The organism is Shewanella sp. 433, from assembly GCF_059338565.1.
Map to the genome: position 1 here is coordinate 354952 of NZ_CM181703.1, position 17788 is coordinate 372739.

General features: G+C 48.5%; 15 protein-coding genes. 5 read left to right on the plus strand and 10 right to left on the minus strand.

From position 1 onward, the window contains the following. The first annotated feature begins 278 nt into the window (after positions 1–278). The gene (gene mog / locus AC5YB1_RS01690) at positions 279–812 is read left to right on the plus strand and encodes a molybdopterin adenylyltransferase (protein ID WP_475515357.1); all 534 of its coding nucleotides are present in this window, start codon (positions 279–281) and stop codon (positions 810–812) included. A 141-nt stretch (positions 813–953) separates the two neighbouring features. Here mog and AC5YB1_RS01695 read toward each other — a convergent pair whose 3' ends face one another. Genes AC5YB1_RS01695 through AC5YB1_RS01705 form a run of 3 tightly spaced genes read right to left on the minus strand, consistent with a single transcriptional unit; the run spans position 954 to position 4364 of the window. Then, positions 954–2087, minus strand: a complete 1134-nt coding sequence (locus tag AC5YB1_RS01695; protein WP_475517069.1) for an ABC transporter permease — start codon at positions 2085–2087, stop codon at positions 954–956. Next, a complete protein-coding gene (locus AC5YB1_RS01700; protein WP_494520470.1) occupies positions 2087–2821 on the minus strand; it encodes an ABC transporter ATP-binding protein in 735 nt (244 codons plus the stop codon). The genes AC5YB1_RS01695 and AC5YB1_RS01700 overlap by 1 nt, the downstream gene beginning before the upstream one ends. Beyond that, the gene (locus tag AC5YB1_RS01705; protein WP_494521557.1) at positions 2814–4364 is read right to left on the minus strand and encodes an alpha/beta hydrolase; all 1551 of its coding nucleotides are present in this window, start codon (positions 4362–4364) and stop codon (positions 2814–2816) included. The genes AC5YB1_RS01700 and AC5YB1_RS01705 overlap by 8 nt, the downstream gene beginning before the upstream one ends. A 392-nt stretch (positions 4365–4756) precedes the next feature. On the opposite strand from AC5YB1_RS01705, the gene AC5YB1_RS01710 reads away from it, so the two are divergent. Then, a complete protein-coding gene (locus AC5YB1_RS01710; protein WP_494520471.1) occupies positions 4757–6550 on the plus strand; it encodes an AMP-dependent synthetase/ligase in 1794 nt (597 codons plus the stop codon). A gap of 183 nt (positions 6551–6733) precedes the next feature. Then, a complete protein-coding gene (locus AC5YB1_RS01715; protein ID WP_475515352.1) occupies positions 6734–7138 on the plus strand; it encodes an acyl-CoA thioesterase in 405 nt (134 codons plus the stop codon). A 76-nt stretch (positions 7139–7214) separates the two neighbouring features. Here the strand turns inward: AC5YB1_RS01715 and AC5YB1_RS01720 are convergent, their stop codons facing one another. After that, on the minus strand, positions 7215–7463 hold the full coding sequence (locus tag AC5YB1_RS01720) for a GNAT family N-acetyltransferase (RefSeq protein ID WP_494520472.1): 249 nt from the start codon (positions 7461–7463) through the stop codon (positions 7215–7217). Positions 7464–7814: 351 nt separating this feature from the next. Here AC5YB1_RS01720 and AC5YB1_RS01725 point away from each other — a divergent pair, with 351 nt between their 5' ends. Then, positions 7815–8816, plus strand: coding sequence for a Solitary outer membrane autotransporter beta-barrel domain (locus AC5YB1_RS01725; protein ID WP_494520473.1), 1002 nt, complete (start codon positions 7815–7817; stop codon positions 8814–8816). A gap of 360 nt (positions 8817–9176) precedes the next feature. Here the strand turns inward: AC5YB1_RS01725 and AC5YB1_RS01730 are convergent, their stop codons facing one another. Continuing rightward, positions 9177–9608 carry an acyl-CoA thioesterase gene (locus AC5YB1_RS01730; protein ID WP_475515348.1) on the minus strand — a complete coding sequence of 144 codons (432 nt, stop codon included), beginning with the start codon at positions 9606–9608 and terminating at the stop codon, positions 9177–9179. Positions 9609–9756: 148 nt separating this feature from the next. Then, on the minus strand, positions 9757–10440 hold the full coding sequence (gene mtnC, locus AC5YB1_RS01735) for an acireductone synthase (RefSeq protein ID WP_475515347.1): 684 nt from the start codon (positions 10438–10440) through the stop codon (positions 9757–9759). Positions 10441–10904: 464 nt separating this feature from the next. On the opposite strand from mtnC, the gene AC5YB1_RS01740 reads away from it, so the two are divergent. Continuing rightward, a complete protein-coding gene (locus tag AC5YB1_RS01740) occupies positions 10905–11852 on the plus strand; it encodes a PDC sensor domain-containing protein (protein ID WP_494520474.1) in 948 nt (315 codons plus the stop codon). Positions 11853–11952: 100 nt separating this feature from the next. On the opposite strand, the gene AC5YB1_RS01745 is transcribed toward AC5YB1_RS01740, so the two are convergent. Genes AC5YB1_RS01745 through AC5YB1_RS01760 form a run of 4 tightly spaced genes read right to left on the minus strand, consistent with a single transcriptional unit; the run spans position 11953 to position 17573 of the window. Next, on the minus strand, positions 11953–12258 hold the full coding sequence (locus AC5YB1_RS01745) for a DUF3240 family protein (RefSeq protein ID WP_475515346.1): 306 nt from the start codon (positions 12256–12258) through the stop codon (positions 11953–11955). Continuing rightward, positions 12255–15308, minus strand: a complete 3054-nt coding sequence (locus tag AC5YB1_RS01750; RefSeq protein WP_494520475.1) for an efflux RND transporter permease subunit — start codon at positions 15306–15308, stop codon at positions 12255–12257. Before AC5YB1_RS01750 ends, AC5YB1_RS01745 begins: the two co-directional genes overlap by 4 nt. Position 15309: 1 nt before the next feature. After that, positions 15310–16341, minus strand: coding sequence for an efflux RND transporter periplasmic adaptor subunit (locus AC5YB1_RS01755; protein ID WP_119979283.1), 1032 nt, complete (start codon positions 16339–16341; stop codon positions 15310–15312). After that, on the minus strand, positions 16338–17573 hold the full coding sequence (locus AC5YB1_RS01760) for a metal transporter (protein WP_494520476.1): 1236 nt from the start codon (positions 17571–17573) through the stop codon (positions 16338–16340). The genes AC5YB1_RS01755 and AC5YB1_RS01760 overlap by 4 nt, the downstream gene beginning before the upstream one ends. Positions 17574–17788 lie beyond the last annotated feature (215 nt).

The following is a 17788-nucleotide window of genomic DNA, read 5'->3' on the forward strand; positions in this document are numbered from 1 at the left end:
AGGTATTGCCCTACGCTGGTGGTTCTTTTTTATTTCACAGGCCTATTGTCAGGCTAAGTTGTTCCATTTACTCCAACCGTATCACACCCTTAAGTGTGTTGTTGCCCTTTAGCATGCGCAGAGCAAGCTTATGTCAGGTGTAGCGGGACAGAGGCTTACATCCGCTGTCTCAATTTGATGCAATAGATGCCAAGGGCTAACTAAAATATGTTATTTTAGCGGCTAAACGAGAGTGGTTAGCATTCTCTCAATCGACTGCGCTAAAAGAGGAAAGTGTAATGGCAATAGCAAAAATTGGCATAGTGACCGTAAGTGACCGAGCGAGTGCGGGCGTGTATGAAGATATTTCTGGTAAGGCCATTATTGAGGTGCTAAACCAATACCTGACCTCTGAGTGGCAACCCGTTTATGAGGTGATCCCTGACGAGCAGGATGTGATTGAAGCGACCCTAATTAAGATGGCCGATGAGCAAAATTGTAGCCTTATCGTCACCACTGGCGGTACTGGTCCTGCGAAGCGCGATGTGACGCCAGAAGCCACCGAAGCTGTGTGCGATCGCATGATGCCAGGCTTTGGTGAGCTGATGCGCGCCGAATCATTAAAATTTGTGCCCACCGCGATTTTATCGCGTCAAACCGCTGGCCTGCGCGGTGACTCATTGATAGTTAATTTACCCGGCAAGCCAAAATCGATTCGTGAATGTCTCGATGCGGTATTCCCCGCTATCCCTTATTGTATCGATTTGATGGACGGGCCTTTCTTAGAGTGTGATGAAGCTGTGATTAAGCCATTTAGACCCAAAGCTAAATAAGCCATATCAGTCGACCTTTTACTGATGTAAAAAGAGCGCATATTAGGCGCTCTTTTTAATGGCAAATACTCAGCGCGGTGTTAAACAGTAAAGCACCTTTGACCAGCGCTTTACAGCCTATGCATTCAGCGCCTTTTGGCGTTACAAGCCAAAGACAATCTTTTCACTCTTGAGGGAGCGCTCCATGCCCAGCATTAGGGCAAAGGTGATGGCTAAGGTTGTAGCACTCGACAGTAGCAGCTGCATTAGCGGTATCTCTTTGCCTTTAATAAAGGCGATAAGTGCCTGCATCTGTCCGGACACGGGTAGCCACTGTAAGGTGTCTGGCGCTATGTTGTAACTGGCCGCCATTGACAGCATCATGGGCACTATGAGCACTATCGTTAGGTAAGACTGTGCCTCTTTAAATGACTTTGCCATAAATGACACAAATAACTGCAATGAAGCGGCCATAAGTGCGATCGGCAGGCCGATAACCAGCATTAACCCAATAAAATCAGGGGTGATATTGACGCTAAAGCCCAGCTCTTGCCAAGGTACAAAGCCGTAGGCAATTTTTGAGATGAGTAAGGTCAACACTAATCCCAGCATGGCAAATATGGTGACCGCGGCGACCTTGGCGAGCACTATGTCACGCGTCGATACCGGATGGCTCAGCAGCAACGCCAGCGAGTTGCGTTCGCGCTCTCCAGCGCTGGTGTCGATGGCTAGGTTCATGCCCGAGATAAATACCGCATACACCATCATAAATATCGCAATACCTAAGATCATGCCGCCTTTAGAATCGCTGGTGGCTTGATCTTCTACCGTCACTTTTATCGGCTGCACCACTTTAGGGTCAATCCCCCTGGCTATTAGGCGTAGGCTACCCATTTCGGCGCTGTATTCTTGCAAGCTTTTTTCAATGCGCCGAATAGAGGATTGCAACTTTTCATTGGAATTATCGGCAATAAGGGTTAATTCGGCCGTGCGGCTTTTGGCCATATTGCTGGCATAATCTTGGCTAATTATCAGCTCTATCTCTTTGCGCTCGGCTTTATCGCCTTGGCTAATATCGTTACTGGCAAGAAACTTAACCAGATCGGGGGCGCGTTCGCCATGGGTGATGGTAATATTAAGTGCTTCGGGGCTGGTTATTTGGCCTATCAGCAGCATAAACATGCCGCACATCATCAGCGGCGCGCCGATAGCATAATAGAGGCCGGCCATGACCGAGCGTTTATCGCGGGCGGCATCGATCAGCTCTTTTCGAACCATGGCTATAATGGTGCTGATCATGCTGCAATCCCCTCATCGGTGCCAATTAATGCGATAAAGGCATCTTCTAATGAGGCCTTGCCTGTTTGTTGGCACAACTGCTCTGGGCTGCCGATGGCAACCACCTTGCCTTGTGCCATCACTATCACCCTATCGCACAGAGCGGCGACCTCTTGCATCACATGGCTAGAAAACAACACGCAGTGGCCGGCCGCTTTAAGGTCTTTTAGCAGATCGCGCAGTACTCGCGTGCTCATCACATCTAGGCCTCGGGTAGGCTCATCGAGAATGATGTTGGTAGGTTCGTGCACTATGGCCTGGGCTAGGGCGGTTTTCATTCGTTGTCCCTGAGAAAAGCCTTTGCATTTGCGGTCGGCAATATCATCCATATGTAATTTGTTGAGCACGCTGGCGGCTGCGACTTTGGCCTGTGCACGCGGTAACCCGTTGAGCTCGGCAAAATAGCTCACGTATTCTCTGGGGGTAAGGCGTTCATACAGGCCAAAGGGATCGGGAAATAACCCCAGTTGCTGCTTGGCTTTGACCGGAAACTTAGCCACATCGATACCGTCAATTTCGGCGGTGCCATTATCGGGTTTAAGTAAACCAAACACGGTACGCAAACAGGTGGTTTTACCTGCACCGTTGGGGCCGAGTAGTCCGGTTATCTGGCCATCGAGCGCTTCGAAACTCAAGTCGTTAAGTGCCTGCACGTCACCAATACGCTTAGAAAGATTAGCTACTTTAATCATGACGCACTCCTTGTGCCTTAGTATGGGATGTCGATGAACGGGCTTGTTTGGCTGCAGGGAGCGCTTCGACAGTATTCGCATTGAGATAAAAATTACGGCTAACATCTTTGCTTAGGCATTCATCGGATATGTCATCAAGGCTGTTGCTGCTGACAAGCTGGGCGATGAGATCGTTGCCACAGGATTGGTAGGCTACTCCGTGGGTGGCATAGGGGGCGATAAAATGCTTGGCATTGCTCAGTTTCGCCATCGCCATCTCGCCCCAGCTCGGAGGCGTTGCGGGATCTAACTGTCCCGATAACACCAAGGTGGGAATATTACTGGCAATCGGGTCTGAAAACTCGGCGTCAACGGCGGGTACATTCCAAATCGGGCAGTAAAGATCGAAGGCATTGACCATTTCGCGGGTGAAGTAGCTTTGCTCGGCTTGCTGGCGCTCGACTTGGCTAAAGCGCTGCCAATCTTCACCACACACCACTGATGAGTGCATGCCAGTCGCAATGCCTGTGCTGTCTATCGTCAGAGCATATAAGCCCATAATGGCTTGGAAGTTATCTTGCGCGGCTTGATGAATCGCGTGGGGCAGTAGCGCTCTGATATTAGGGGTGTACATGGCCATACGCAGCGCCCCCATAAACTTAGCGCGGGTCATCACAAGCGTGAGCGGCTCATTGGTTAACGGGTCGCGAACTTGGCTACTCACTGGGGCTTGGGCGAGGCGCGTATTCACCTGTTGCAAGTCCTGTTCAAGGTCGGTAAATTGCTCATGGCATAAGGCATTACTGCTGCAGTCATCGAGCAGTAAGCCGATGGCTCTGTCTATGGCCACACCAATATTGAGTACACTTTGCTGCATCGGCACTACGCCGTCTAATGTCACCGTGGCCAAAACTTGCGGGTAATGGCGCATATAAAGCTGAGCCATGCGGGTGCCGTAAGAGATGCCATAAAGGTGCAGCTGTTGGTAGCCTAAATGCAACCTGACCGCTTCAAAGTCTTTAAGCGCGGTTTCACTGCCATATTGGCTGACATCGGCATCGAGTCCGTCGAGGCACTTTTGAGTTTCGCTCGCAATATCTAAATCATCCTCGTTGAGTGATAATGCTCCTTCAAAGCCTTCGCCCTCACATTGTAATAGGTTGGACTGCCCTGTACCTCTTTGGTCTATCAGCAGAATATCGCGCTGCTGACGGACTTTGCTCAACATGCGATCGAACGTCGGCGCGTTTTCAATTGCCGATTGCCCTGGGCCGCCGGCAATGGCGAGCAAGGCTTCTTTAGTAAAGCTCGGTTTTATTGCTGGCAGTACCGCGTAATGGATGTTGAGCTGCCGACCTTCGGGGTGAGCGTAATTTTCTGGCACTGTGACGAAGCCGCAGCGCAGCCTATCTGGCAGACCGTCGACATAGCAAGTGTCGTTGGTGGGCGCGGTTTCTGTCTCGGCATGGCTGGTAAGAGAAAATAGCATGGCAGCCAGCGGCAGTAACAACCACAGCCACAGTGCTAACTGAGTCTGACGTTCCTTATCGCTTGCCGTGTGCATAATGTTGGCTTGTGGCATGATATTCATCCCTTGAATGCGCATATTGCGACAATGTTAATTCAGTTTTTTATCAATAGGTTAATAAGCTGCTGAAAGGCTAATGCGAGAACGACATTGTGTCAACAGACTGATTCGTTATAGCAGCCAGCCTATGGAATGAAGCTCAATTAAATTATGTTATCTATAAGAGGTCTGATGAGTCTGGTTTTTACACCTAATTCACTGTAATAAAATAAAAATAATATAATCACAGTGGGTGAGTCATGTGTCATTTGCTACCGTTTTGTGCGCCAATTAACAGTGTTGGAGCAAAAGCTCTTATTTTTTAGGCAAGGTTAAAGTAAAATGCGCTAAAAGAGGTACACCTGTACGCTAAAAAGGTTATAAAACTTATGTCACTCGAGCAATATCATCCAATACGCCTGATCCAGGAGCAGAGCCTTAAATGCGGCGATGCCATTGCGCTCGAGGGCTATGGTAGTGCAGCACCTTGGCATCAGATCAGCTGGTCTGCATTTGATAATATCAGTGATGCTATCGCTAAAGCTTTGATCCGTTTCGATTTAGCGCTACAAGATAGAGTCGTTATCCTGTCACAAAATTCTCCACAATGGACCTGCGCCGATGTGGGAGCCTTAAAAGCCAAAACGGTTGTGGTGCCTATATATCCCACTAGTACAATAGAACAAGCGGCTTACATCATAGATGATGCGCAGGCAAAACTGATTTTTGTGGGGGATGCGGCGCAATACCTGATGGCTTGCGAGCTCACCAAGCGCTGTGCCACGCTGACCCATATTGTGGTGTTTGATTCAGATGTGACCCTGATTGACCCAGCGCATTATCATTTCGATAGCTTGCTTAATCCGGCGGTAGATCCCGCGATTGAAGTTGAGTTATTGCAACGACTGAGCCAGACCAGTCTCGATGATCTATTAACCCTAATCTATACCTCAGGCACAACGGGGGACCCTAAAGGGGTGATGCTCGATTATCGCAATATCGCCTCGGTTATCCGTCAACATGACACCATTTTGCCTTTTACTCCCGGCGATGTGTCACTGGCCTTTTTACCATTAAGTCATGTATTTGAGCGTGGCTGGAGCTTCTACGTGCTATGCCGTGGCGGTCACAACGTTTACCTGCAAAACCCTATGATGGTCAAAGAAGCCATTGCCGATGTGAAGCCCCATACCCTGTGTGTGGTGCCGCGTTTCCTCGAAAAAGTCTATAGCGCAGTGCAAGATAAAGTGGCGAAGGCGCCAGCGGCAAGGCAAAAACTGTTTGCGTGGGCGATGTCAGTCGGTGAGCGTCAGTTTGAAGTCAGCCAAGGGCGCGCTAAAGGCACGGTGTGGTTAGGTTTACAGCATAAACTGGCGCACAAATTAGTGTTTAGCAAGTTGCAGCAAGTACTGGGTGGGCGCTTAAAGTTTATGCCTTGTGGTGGTGCGGCACTCGACAAAACGGTGGCGAGCTTTTTCCATGCTATTGATATTCCTGTTTTATGTGGCTATGGCATGACAGAAACCACGGCAACCGTCACCTGTAATACCTTGGCCAATCGCTTAGCGGGCTCCAACGGTAAGGTGCTACCTGAAGTGGAGATCAAGTTAGGTAAAGATGATGAGATCTTAGTTCGCGGTGATACTGTGATGCGTGGCTATTACAACCGCCCGCAAGAGACTGAAGCCAGCTTTGAAGATGGTTGGTTAAAAACCGGAGACGCAGGTTATATCGACGAGCAAGGTAATCTGTTTATTACCGATCGCATTAAAGAGTTGATGAAAACCTCAAATGGTAAATATATTGCGCCGCAACGTGTCGAAGGTAAGGTGGGCTGTTGTCCTTATATCGAACAGGTGGCCATTATTGCCGATGCTAAAAACTATGTGACCGCCTTAATCGTGCCGGCATTTGCCTCGCTCGAAGCTTGGGCCAAAGACAAAGGGTTGCATTATGAGTCGCCTATTGAACTGTTGCGTCATAGTCATGTGATTGAGCATTTTGAACAAAGGTTAAAGCATTTGCAGGTTGAGTTGGCAGGGTTTGAGCAGATCAAAAAGTTCACTTTGTTACCCGAGGCATTTTCTATGGAAGCAGGGCTTATTACCCCCACCATGAAACTACGCCGTAAGATGATTTATCATAAATACTCTACCGAAATTAATGCCATGTACGGTAAATAGCTAAAGACTTTGTGCGAAAGAGGGGCTTGATGCAAGGTTGAGGTGATAATCTTACTCAAGCCCTCAAGCCCTCAAGCCCTCAAGCCCTCAAGCCCTCAAGCCTAAAGTTCATATTGCATCGTTCAATCTTCTCAGTTAACGTCAGCAGCACAATAATAAGCGTACCTTTACAAGGATACTTCAGTGGCTGAGACATTTTTTAGCGCAACCCTTAACCCACGTTTCAATGAAACCGATGGCTTGGGGCATATCAACAATACCGTGATCCCCATTTGGTTTGAGGTGGGGCGTGAGCCTATTTTTAGCTTGTTTAATCCTAGCCTGAATCTTGATGAGTGGAACTTGATTGTGGCAGGGTTCACCATTGCCTATACCTCGCCCACCTTCTTTGGTCAGCCTGTTGAGGTCAAAACGTGGGTGAGCCGTATTGGTAACAGTAGCTTTGAGGTGACGCAGCAATGTTGGCAGGCGGAGAAAAAGACCGCAGAGGCGCAAACCACCTTAGTACATTATGATTATGGCGCAAATCAGAGCGTGCCGATCCCCAATATGGTCAAGCAGGCCTTAGCGCTGCGCACCGGAGATTAAGCAATTTAACTTGACCGCCGCGAGCAAGTAGTGCGCTGGGGGTATGCGGTCACGACGGCGATTTATCATCAGTAGGTTAGCGCAAGAATTTTTGTACATACCAGCAACTGGCACTGATGGTTAGTTGTTGTGCCTTGGCCCACTTTAGCCCATGGCGCACTAAACGTTCGGCTAGTCCTCGCCCTCTCAATGCATCGGGTACGTAAGTGCGATTAAAATCGATATGATCGCCCTCAATCAGGTATTCAAGCAGTGCTTGCTGGTCATCGATTAAAATCACAAATCTCTGTTTGTCGGCCTGATGTAAAATGGTTGACTGGCTCATGTATATTCCCTTGATATCTTGGCTCTGCTGACGTTAGCACGTTTAGTGCTGTGATGCCTGTGTTGTGCTTATCAATCTGGGCGATCCCTTTTCATGGGAGCCTTGGTTGTATTTAGCGATCGGGCTATGTAATCTGAACTCAGGATAACCAAGGTATTTCAAATAGCTGCCATTAATACTTAACATTTTGTATTAAAAGTAAAATACACTGTTTATTTGTGTGTGAGTTCGCCTTGTTAATAACATCAAGGACAAGTTTGAGCCTGAGAGCAATATCTCATCAATAGAAAGTTATATGGCGTTAGAGTTAGCGAGGTGCAATTGATTCATCGATGGTTAACTGGGGGCATTATGTTGCGTTATTTATCGGCGCTCGGTTTGGTTTTGATCGGATGGAGTCTCCCTGTATCGGCGGTTGAGGATGCATTGCGAAAGGCTGTCGAAACCAAAGTGAAAGGCGATGTGACGAGCGCAATTGTGCTTACTGATGCAAATTTGATCACCTTGGGTATTGTCGACTTCGATCCTAATGCGTTTATCGATTTAGGCTCAATTGGCGATATTAATGCCGGTGATGCAGAGTCATTGCGCCGGCGCAGTCAGTTGCGCAGCTATTCTCTGCCTTGGGAAAGCAAGCCCAGTGAGTTTAATCGCGACTGGCAGGTATCGAGTGCGGTGCGACTCTCCTATGTTAACGCCACAGAAGATATTTTGGGTATTGATGATAAGTCGTTAATGAGTCCCCTAGAGGATACCAGTTATCTATTAGCGGCCGAGTACCGCTGGCAATATCTGTTCACGCCTCGTTGGCAGGTGGTATTCGGTGTGGGTGGACAGTTATTGTGGTTAGAAAACCGTTTAGAGTATCGCGATCCTATCTTGGCCGCACAGCGGTCGCAGTTGGATGGCGTGATAGTGAATACCCGTTATGGCGCGGTGATGGTCGACCCTAATGTTGAATTGACTTACACCAGTGACTTATTTGGCCACAAATGGGAGTTTATCAGTGCGTTTCGTTATGCCTATGGCCGCACAGTATTGACCGATAATGGCGCGCAGTCAGTGTCACCCGAGGTGAGTCGTTTTAGCAATACACTGGTGTTCCATTATGGATTACCCAGTGTATGGTCGCGTCGTAATGAACTGGTGTTGCAGGTTAAGCGGGTTGACTTAAGTGGTGATGTGGTCGACCCAATGGGCACGCGTTATTACTATGAGCTGGGGGCTGGCTGGATAATCGAAACCCCGTCACTGGCGGCTTGGGTCGATAATATCGGTTTAGGCATCACACTTAATATTAACAGTGGCTTAAGTGGCGGTGGCTTGATATTACTGTTTAACGAGCCGTTATAAACCCACCATATTGTGAGTCTCAATGCATGAATTACTGATTAAATTGGATGAACATAAACGGCTTATTTACACGCGGGGCGCCTAATCAACATCGTGACCGAGGCGCCTGTGGTTGTGTTATGCGTCTTGTTGATGTTCATGCAATACAGTAAGTAACTCAGGGGCTCGCTTAACTTGAGCTCGGCTTTTTTAGTTTGTGAAAATGAAACTAACGCTGCGACCGAGGCGCCTGTGGTTGTGTTATGCGTCTTGTTGGTGCTCACGCAATACGGCAAGTAACTCAGGGGCTCGCTTAACTTGAGCTCGGCTTTAGTTTGTGAAAATGAAACTAACGCTGCGACCGAGGCGCCTGTGATTGTGTTATGCGTCTTGTTGATGCTCACGCAACACGGCAAGTAACTCAGGGGTTAGCTCGGCTTTAGTTTGACTATGAAAATTAAACATCACAGCGACTGAAGATCCCGTAGTCGTAATCGCTTGTTGTTGCTCGCTGTAAATATGGTAATGCATGGTAAATCTATCGCTTTGTATATCGCTAATGCTCACACCAACATGCAAGGTGTCGGGAAAGGTCACCGGCCGCTTATAGCGTGCGCTATTGTCGCTGATCACAGGTCCAACCCCCGATTTATACATCTCATCGAGCGGAAAAAAGCGATTAAAGAAGTTAATTCGAGCGGTTTCGAAATAACGGAAATAAACGACATTATTAACGTGTTGTAGGGCATCCATCTCTCCCCAGGCGACATTGATTTGACTGCGAATGGGGTACTGTTTGATAAATTGTTCCACTTGGCTTACTTCCTGTTGCTGTTATTGGGACTCAAATTAAAACGCTTGTTTAATTGAGCATAACAGCATGTTTAGTCAGCAACAAGGGGGAGTGAGTGGATCAAAAAAGGCATCGTTAACGATGCCTTTTGCTGGGTAAAATCACTGTTTAGTCTTGCAGTTTTAGCTCGGCAAAGCTGGTGATTTGTGGGTACTCACCAGTGCGCTGGGTGGTGTCGCGTACCATCTGTACCGTGCGAAGCCCCGCTTGTTCGGCGGCTTTTAACTCCTCTAACAAGTCAGAGATAAATAGCACTTGCTTGGGTTTTAAGCTGATGGTGTTGATGATATTGCTATAGGCCTGCTTAAAGAGCTTATGGCCTGTACGAGTGTCGAAATGGCCATTGAAATATTCGGTCAGATCGCCGCCATCACTATGACTAAAAAGCAATTTCTGTGCATCTACCGAGGCAGAGGAGAAGCTGTAAACGCGCAGGTTTTCGGCTTTAAATTGCTTAATGGCGTCGATAAAGTCAGGGAATATATGGCCCTTAAACTCGCCTTTATCGTAACCCTGTTTCCAGATTAAGCCTTGCAGGGTTTTTAGTGGCGTTGCTTTACGGTCTTCATCTATCCATTGCTGTAAAATTTCGACGACACGATCCAGAGATGCTTCTGGTTCTAAGGCGATATCTTTTACATCGCTAATGCAGTTATCAACTAACACATTGTTTTGATTTTCTTTAATAAAATCGGGAAGCGCCTTCGCAGAATAAGAGAAAAGGATGTCTTTAATAAAGTTAAGATCGGTTGTTGTACCCGCGGTATCTACAACTATGGCTCTAATACCCATAATGTTGGCTTACTCCACATTGCATTAAAATTAATCGCCTCAATAGCTACCCCGATCCTAAGCTGATTTCCCCAATTTGGCTAGCTTATTTGGCCAGCGCTGCGAGTCCAAGAGGTAAAATCAGCTTGCAGTGTAAGTCATTGACCCACTTAGTTCGCAGCGACAAAACCTTTGAGCTGTGCTCGGCGTTAATCGCTCATTTTTCTCTTAGTGGTCAGCGAGGCTGCATCTATTAACCATGCTCTATTTTGGTGCGCACGAGCTCAGTCGGTGCGTTTCGATGAGTAGTATCGGCGCGATTAGCTTGCCTTATTGGTTGGGTCTGATGATTGGCGGCCCTCTGCCTAGCGCCCCTGTTGGGGGGGGGGGGGGGGCGCTGACGATCGCATATGGTTATGGTCGACGCTTTGTCATTGGCGTCATAGTTGCAAAGGCCTTGCTTGTGGTCATTATTGGAGCAACCTATGGCAGCCATGAGCTATTTGAGTGTAATAGAGCGATACCATGAACATGAGCAGTTGGTGAAAGAGCTGCTGGAGTCGATTTTAGTGGGGATTAGCGATCCTGTGATGCTGTCGGACCCTGGGATGCGGGTGCGGGCTATGGCCGAAATGGCCAACAGCTACCCCTTCATCGAGTTGCTGTATATCTTAGATGCCGATGGAGTGCAGATCAGTGATAACGTCGCCATTGTTAATCGAGTCGTGCAGGCTATTCCCGTGGGGCGTAACTTAAACCGCAGCCATCGGCCTTATTTTTCAAAGGCGCAACCACTACAGACGCTGAATATCACCCATCCTTACTTGTCGAATGCCAGTGGTAAATTATGTTTGTCGGCTTCCTACCGAATTGGGGATAACGGCGAGCAAGGTTATATCGTGGTCGATGTGAATCTGACTCAATTGATCGAATTTATGATGGGCGATAGTGCTCGTCGTAAGGCCACCCCTTTATTTAAAAGTGTCTACTGCGCCCTGGTGCTGGGACTGTTTATTATGGTGATGGTGCTGATCAGTATGGCTGCGGTGGACATTGCCTCGCTGTTAGCTGACGGGCGAGTACCCAGTGGCTCAATTAAACCCTTTGGCATTATTATCTTTATCACCTTGGCGCTGGCGGTATTTGATTTGGGCAAAACTATATTGGAAGAGGAGGTGTTGATGCACAAAGATATCTTCCGTCATAGCTCGACGCGGCGCACCATCACCCGTTTTATCTCCACCATCTTAATTGCTATTTCTATCGAGGCCTTGCTGACCATGTTTAAGGCATCGTTGGGTGAGATGAAATATGTTCAACCCGCTATCTGGATGATGTTTGCTGTGGTTGGTTTGCTGGTGGGGTTGGGGGTTTATGTGTACCTAGGGGCTAAGGCCGAGCTATTGCTCAAGCAAGGTAGCGCTAAGCCTTAAGCGTTGTTAACGCTAAGCTGGCAACACATAGTGTTTAGTGAGTTGGGGGACTTGCCGCCCACGCAGGCTTTGTTAAGCTGACGTGGGCGGCGAGCTTGGTTTAGCACAGGGTGCCCGTGTGCGTTATGGGCATTATCCAGTAGCGGCATGGATTGTGTTTGCATACCAAGGTAATAGCCGCCAATAGCGCCTCTTGTTGCTCGCAGGGATGCATAATTTCAAACTTACAAAACTCTCGATAGCCTTCCACCTGCTCCTTAATATTAAAGTGGCTGTGTTCGCGACTAAAACCGCAGATATTGCCCAAACTAAAACCGGATAAAAAATCGAGTTCAATCAAGGTATCAACGATATCGTCTTTTATCTCGTTTTGGGCGATCAGCACTAACATCTGCTTCGGGCTCATTGACGTTTCTCCAGCCAGTAATAGAGGATTGGTAATAGGTATAAGGTGGTGATCGTCGAGGTGAGCAAGCCACCAATCACCACTATGGCTAAGGGTTTTTGAATTTCAGCGCCGGGCCCAGAGGCAAACACTAATGGCATTAAGCCAAACATAGCAGTCGTTGCTGTCATCAAGATCGGGCGTAAGCGCCGCGCTGCGCCTTGCTCTACTCGCACTAACAGACTGCTAAATTGGTGTTTGGTTTGCTCATAATAACTGACCATCACGACCCCGTTGAGCACCGCCACCCCCAGCAGCGCGATAAAGCCAACCGAGGCGGGTACCGACAGGTATTCACCCGACAGATACAGGCTGACAATACCGCCCATCATGGCAAACGGCACGTTAGCGAGGATCAAGCCCGATTTTGCCAATGAGCCAAAGGTGGTAAATAAAATTAAGGTGATCAAGGCGATTGCAATGGGGATCACCAGTAATAAGTTGTTGGTGGCACGTTGCTGGTTTTCAAACTCACCACCAAAGCTGACGCTGTAGCCGCTGGGAAGTTTAACCTGTTCGGCGATTTTAGCGTCCAGTTCTTCGACAAAGCTCACAATATCGCGACCTTGTACATTGGTGGTGATCACCGAAAAGCGATCGCCTTGCTCGCGTTCAATTAAAATGGGCCCCTCTTTGTAACTTAGTGTCGCCACATCGGTCAGGCGTCTAAGCGAATGATCTGGCATCACCAATAGCTGATTTTGCAACTCATTAATGCTGCTTAAACTGCTTTGATTATTGGCCATCAACACTGGAGTGCGTTTTTTACCTTGCAGCACTTCGGTCACGATAACGCCCTCGAGCTGGCTCTTAAGGTAGCGCGCAAACTCCATGGTGCTCATGCCGAAGCCTCGGGCCAATTCGTTGTCTAAGGTCAGGTTGATAAAGGGGCTGCCCTCAATCATCGACATTTTGACATCTATGCTGCCGTTGGTGGCGCTGACTAACTGCTCAATTTGACCGGTTAGCTGGCCAAGTGTGTCGATATCACTGCCAAAGACCTTAATTGCCACATCGCCAATGCTGCCGGTCAGCATTTCAGATACCCGCATCTGAATGGGCTGGGTAAAGTTAAAGTTTACCCCTGGGTAATTGAGTAGTTCGCTGCGAATAGCATCAATAAGTTGCTCTTTGGTGTCAAAGCGCCACTCGCTACGCGGCGCTAGCTCTAAAAACACATCGGTCTCGTTAAGCCCCATAGGGTCCAAACCTATCTCATCGGCACCAGTACGGGCCACCATCTGCTTGATCTCGGGCACCTTGGCTAGCAGGGTGTGCTCTATCTGTTTATCGATATTGATAGAGGCCTCGAGCGAAATCGACGGTGATTTTTCTAACTGTAAGATGATGTCACCCTCATCTAAGGTTGGCATAAAGGTTTTACCCACCAGACTAAACAGACCTAGGCTGATGATGAGTAAGCTAAAAGCGACAATCATAAAGGGCTTTTGGTAGGCAATCGTGCTCTTAAGGCTGGCAAGATAAGCCGCTTTTAGCTTTTCGATTGCCTTGGGCTCCTGCGCCGCTTTTTCGTTAACTAAGTAAGAGGCGATAACCGGGATCACTGTGAGCGACAAGACCAGCGCCGAGAGCATGGCAAACACTATGGTGACAGCCACTGGAGTGAAGAGTTTACCTTCAAGCCCCGTAAGAGTGAGCAACGGCGAGAAGACGATCATCACGATAACCGTTCCTGACACCACTGGGATCGCCACATCTTTGGTGGCACGAAAGATGAGGTGCAGCCGAGGTAAACGCTGTTTGGTGGCGATAAGGTTGACCATGTTTTCGACCACCACCACAGATGAGTCGACTAACATACCGATGGCGATCACTAAGCCGCCTAAGCTCATTAGGTTGGCTGATAGGTTGAAAAAGTCCATCATCAAGAAGGTCATTAAAGCCGCAAGTGGCAAAGATAGCGACACGACAAGCGCGGCGCGCACATTACCTAAAAATAGCGCCAGCAACACAATCACTAAAATGACCGCCTCGAACAGTGCGTTAGAAATGGTATCGATAGCGGTGTTGATCAGGTTGGCGCGATCATAGAAGGTGTTGATCTCGCTCCCTTCGGGCAAACTGGCACTGATCTGCTCCAGCTTAGCTTTGATATTGTTGACCACGTCGGCGGTGTTAGTGTCTTTTAGCGCGATGATCAGCGCTTCTGCCGTTTCTTCACCATCTTTGGTCACTGCGCCATAGCGGGCAAGGTGACCTATCTGAATATCGGCTAAATCCTGTAGGCGATAAACCTTGGCATCGTCGGCCTTAATCACCAGTTGTGCCAGTTCGTCGATATCGTCGATACGCCCTTCGGCACGCACAATAATGGTGTCTGTGCCTATGGTAAGCTTACCCGCACCTTCATTATGGTTGTTATCGATAATCGCCTGCTGCAGGGCGGCAAAGCTGACTCCTGCTGCTGCCATCGCCGCAGGATTGGGGTTGACGCTAAAGCTTTTAGCATATCCGCCCAGAATATTTACATCGGCCACGCCTGCCACAGTGCGCAGTAGCGGACGCACTTCCCACTCAAGCAGTTGTCGGCGTTCCATCAGCGACAGATTCGGGTTTTCTAGCGAGAACATAAAAATCTCGCTCAGCGGGGTGCTCATAGGCGCTACACCGCCAGAGACGCCTTCGGGAAAGCTGTCCCATACCGCGGCAAGGCGCTCGCTCACCTGTTGGCGTGCCCAGTAGATATCGGTACCTTCGGTGAAATCTAGGGTGATATCGCTGATGGCATATTTGGTGGTCGAACGTAAGATCGCCTGATTAGGAATACCCAATAACTCGGTTTCAATGGGCACGGTGATCTGGGCTTCTATCTCCTCAGGCGTCATGCCTGGCGCTTTGAGGATAATTTTGACCTGGGTCGGCGAGATATCGGGAAAAGCATCGAGCGGAATGGCAAACCAGGCGCGAGCACCGGCTAACATTAAGATCAGCGCCACAATCAGCACAAACAGGCGCTGAGTCAGCGAAAAACGGATCACAGAGGTCAGCATATTATTCGCCTCCTAGGCCGAGCATTATGCCTTTTACTGCGGCAACCGACTGAGATAACACTTGGATTTGGCTCAAGTCTTGGTCGCTGGCGACTATGTATTGCTGTGGGGTTGAGCCTAATATATCGATATTGATGGCCGTGAGTGTCTCTGCGGTTTGAGTAAACACTTGGGTCTCTTGCTGCCAGCTAAATACGCTGTTTTTCGGCAGTAAATATACCGCTTTTTGATACTCGGGTATCACAGTGATTTGTTGGCCTAACAGCAGGTTACACTCTTTTGGTACCGGCATTGACCATGCGCCCACAAATGCACCGTCGGCGATGGCTGACATCGAATCGATGGCGATATGGCACTGGTTAATATTGATGGCCGAGAGTGACGTCGACTGGCTCATCGGTACATTAACTTGTACACGAATGCTGTCTGCTGGCACCAGTGAAAACAGCTGTGAGTCAGCCATATAGGGACTGTTGAGCGTGTTTAGTTTAACGATACCGGCCACGGGGGCGCTGATCACTAACGACTCGGTAGTGGCATCTTTACTGTGCACCATCTCCATAAAGTGTTGCATATGCTCAAATTCGAGGTGGCTGCTAAAGTAATCTTGGCTGATCTCACGCCACTTTTCGGCGCTGATACTGCCATTTTTTAATAGCGGCTTATTACGGTCATAGCGCTGCTTAGCCAACTGATACAGACTGCTGGTGGCCTCAAATTGTGCAAGATAATGAAACACTTCTGGCCCTGTTAACCTGACAATCTCTTGTCCTTTGGTGACAATCTGTCCCTGACCGACCAAGAAAGTGACCTGCTGGATATTTTCAGGGGTGCTCACCCAGTAATCGTTACCCGGTAAACGGTCAACTTGTGCCGGTAGCGGGCTACCTTCATAGCTCGCGACCTTTTGCGGTTGGGTATAGCTCAGTTCTAAGTTGCCTAAAGCCGCTAGGGCTAACGATTCGGCTTGTACCAAGCTGGTGGATAGGCAGGCAGATAAACATAACAGGCTTGCGCCATACTTGGCGATCATAATGAAATTCCTAAGGCTTGCAGTTGCTGAGAATGAAGTTGTTGTTGCATCACTTGGTTGAGCGTTAAGCGTGACTCAGTATCGAGAGCGTCCACATAACGGCGCAGCCAGATCTCGTAGCTCACCTGATCTTGGTCTTTTACTTTGGCGAGCTCTTCGGTAATGGTGCGGCTTAATGACAAGCCACGGCTTAAAAGGGCGTGTTGCTGTTGTAAATTACCTTGCTGTTGGGTGAGCTTGTCGATTTGGGTCGTTAACTCTAGGTAGGTGCGATCGCGAGCCAGATTTTGCTCTGTGTGTGCTTGCTGCCATTGTGATAGCTCACCTTGTGACAGCGCCGAACTAAAGCCCAGTGGCACAGTAATACCTAACCCCAATTGCTGGTCATCGACTTGATCGTCAGACGTGTTTTTTGCCGTAAGCGACACAGTCCAAGGGTCTTGTTCACCCGCTTGCTGGCTTTTGATGATCAACAGCTGTTGCTGCTGTTGTAACGTTTGCAGTTGCCATAGAGGATGCTGGGCTAAATCTGAATTGCCATTGGCTAGTGGGCGCTGGCTTTCGGCTATCAGGGTGGGAACCTCATCTTGTCCTGTCAGTTGGCGATAGAGGGCATGGGCTTCATCTTGTTGCTGCTGAATATCAATTTGCTCAAGCTCAATATCAACCAGCTCGCGCTCAAGCAGTAGCAGATTCGCCAGCGGTAACTCGCCCACATCGGTAAGCCGTTTTTGCTGGGCGTGTAACTTTTGCAGTAAGTTTGTTTTTCGCGCTAACTGCTTAAGCTTTACAGAGGCAATGCGATGCGCCCACAGGCTTTGCCTGAGTAATCCCGATAGGTACAAACTTTGTAAGGCTGATTGCTGGCTCTGAATCGCTTGGCTCAGCTGCGTTAAGCGTTTATCACTTCCGTGTTGGCCCGGTGATTTAAGGGGTAAGTTGAGCGACACTTCTTGCTCGTAACTGTTACCATTATCTAGGCTGCTCAAATGGCTCAAACTGATGCTAGGTAGGCCGCTTAGCCAAGAAGATGCGCTTAATTCAAGTGCGCGCTCATCATTAAGCGCTGTGCTATTGAGCTGTGACGCTTGTAATCTGGTTTGGCTTAACTGGAGCAGAGGAGACAATGGGCGCTCAGGTGGGGTATCGCCTGTGGCCGCATGGCCGAGAATACTCGTGCAACTTAACACGCTTAACAGACATATCTTGATACAAGACTTTACAACAGACATACGCGATTTCTTTGCTTTTAAAGTGTGCTGTTAGTCTAAGGCTTGGTACACTGATGTCTTGGGGGAGATGTATCATAAAAACGCTTATGGTACATATGTCCCATAAGTTAATTTATGATTTTATTTGTTTTTCCTTGTGGTGCCCAAATTGCGTCGATAAGGCGCTTGGTTATCATCATAGGCCTCATTATGCTGCTGGTAGGTTGAAAGTTGTA

What these genes read in the sequence shown, in the direction of transcription:
- mog (WP_475515357.1), top strand. Translation starts at nt 279, where the DNA reads ATGGCAATAGCAAAAATTGGCATAGTGACCGTAAGTGACCGAGCGAGT.
- AC5YB1_RS01700 (WP_494520470.1), bottom strand. Translation starts at nt 2,821, where the DNA reads ATGATTAAAGTAGCTAATCTTTCTAAGCGTATTGGTGACGTGCAGGCA.
- AC5YB1_RS01705 (WP_494521557.1), bottom strand. Translation starts at nt 4,364, where the DNA reads ATGCACACGGCAAGCGATAAGGAACGTCAGACTCAGTTAGCACTGTGG.
- AC5YB1_RS01710 (WP_494520471.1), top strand. Translation starts at nt 4,757, where the DNA reads ATGTCACTCGAGCAATATCATCCAATACGCCTGATCCAGGAGCAGAGC.
- AC5YB1_RS01720 (WP_494520472.1), bottom strand. Translation starts at nt 7,463, where the DNA reads ATGAGCCAGTCAACCATTTTACATCAGGCCGACAAACAGAGATTTGTG.
- AC5YB1_RS01725 (WP_494520473.1), top strand. Translation starts at nt 7,815, where the DNA reads ATGTTGCGTTATTTATCGGCGCTCGGTTTGGTTTTGATCGGATGGAGT.
- mtnC (WP_475515347.1), bottom strand. Translation starts at nt 10,440, where the DNA reads ATGGGTATTAGAGCCATAGTTGTAGATACCGCGGGTACAACAACCGAT.
- AC5YB1_RS01740 (WP_494520474.1), top strand. Translation starts at nt 10,905, where the DNA reads ATGGCAGCCATGAGCTATTTGAGTGTAATAGAGCGATACCATGAACAT.
- AC5YB1_RS01745 (WP_475515346.1), bottom strand. Translation starts at nt 12,258, where the DNA reads ATGAGCCCGAAGCAGATGTTAGTGCTGATCGCCCAAAACGAGATAAAA.
- AC5YB1_RS01750 (WP_494520475.1), bottom strand. Translation starts at nt 15,308, where the DNA reads ATGCTGACCTCTGTGATCCGTTTTTCGCTGACTCAGCGCCTGTTTGTG.
- AC5YB1_RS01755 (WP_119979283.1), bottom strand. Translation starts at nt 16,341, where the DNA reads ATGATCGCCAAGTATGGCGCAAGCCTGTTATGTTTATCTGCCTGCCTA.
- AC5YB1_RS01760 (WP_494520476.1), bottom strand. Translation starts at nt 17,573, where the DNA reads ATGTCTGTTGTAAAGTCTTGTATCAAGATATGTCTGTTAAGCGTGTTA.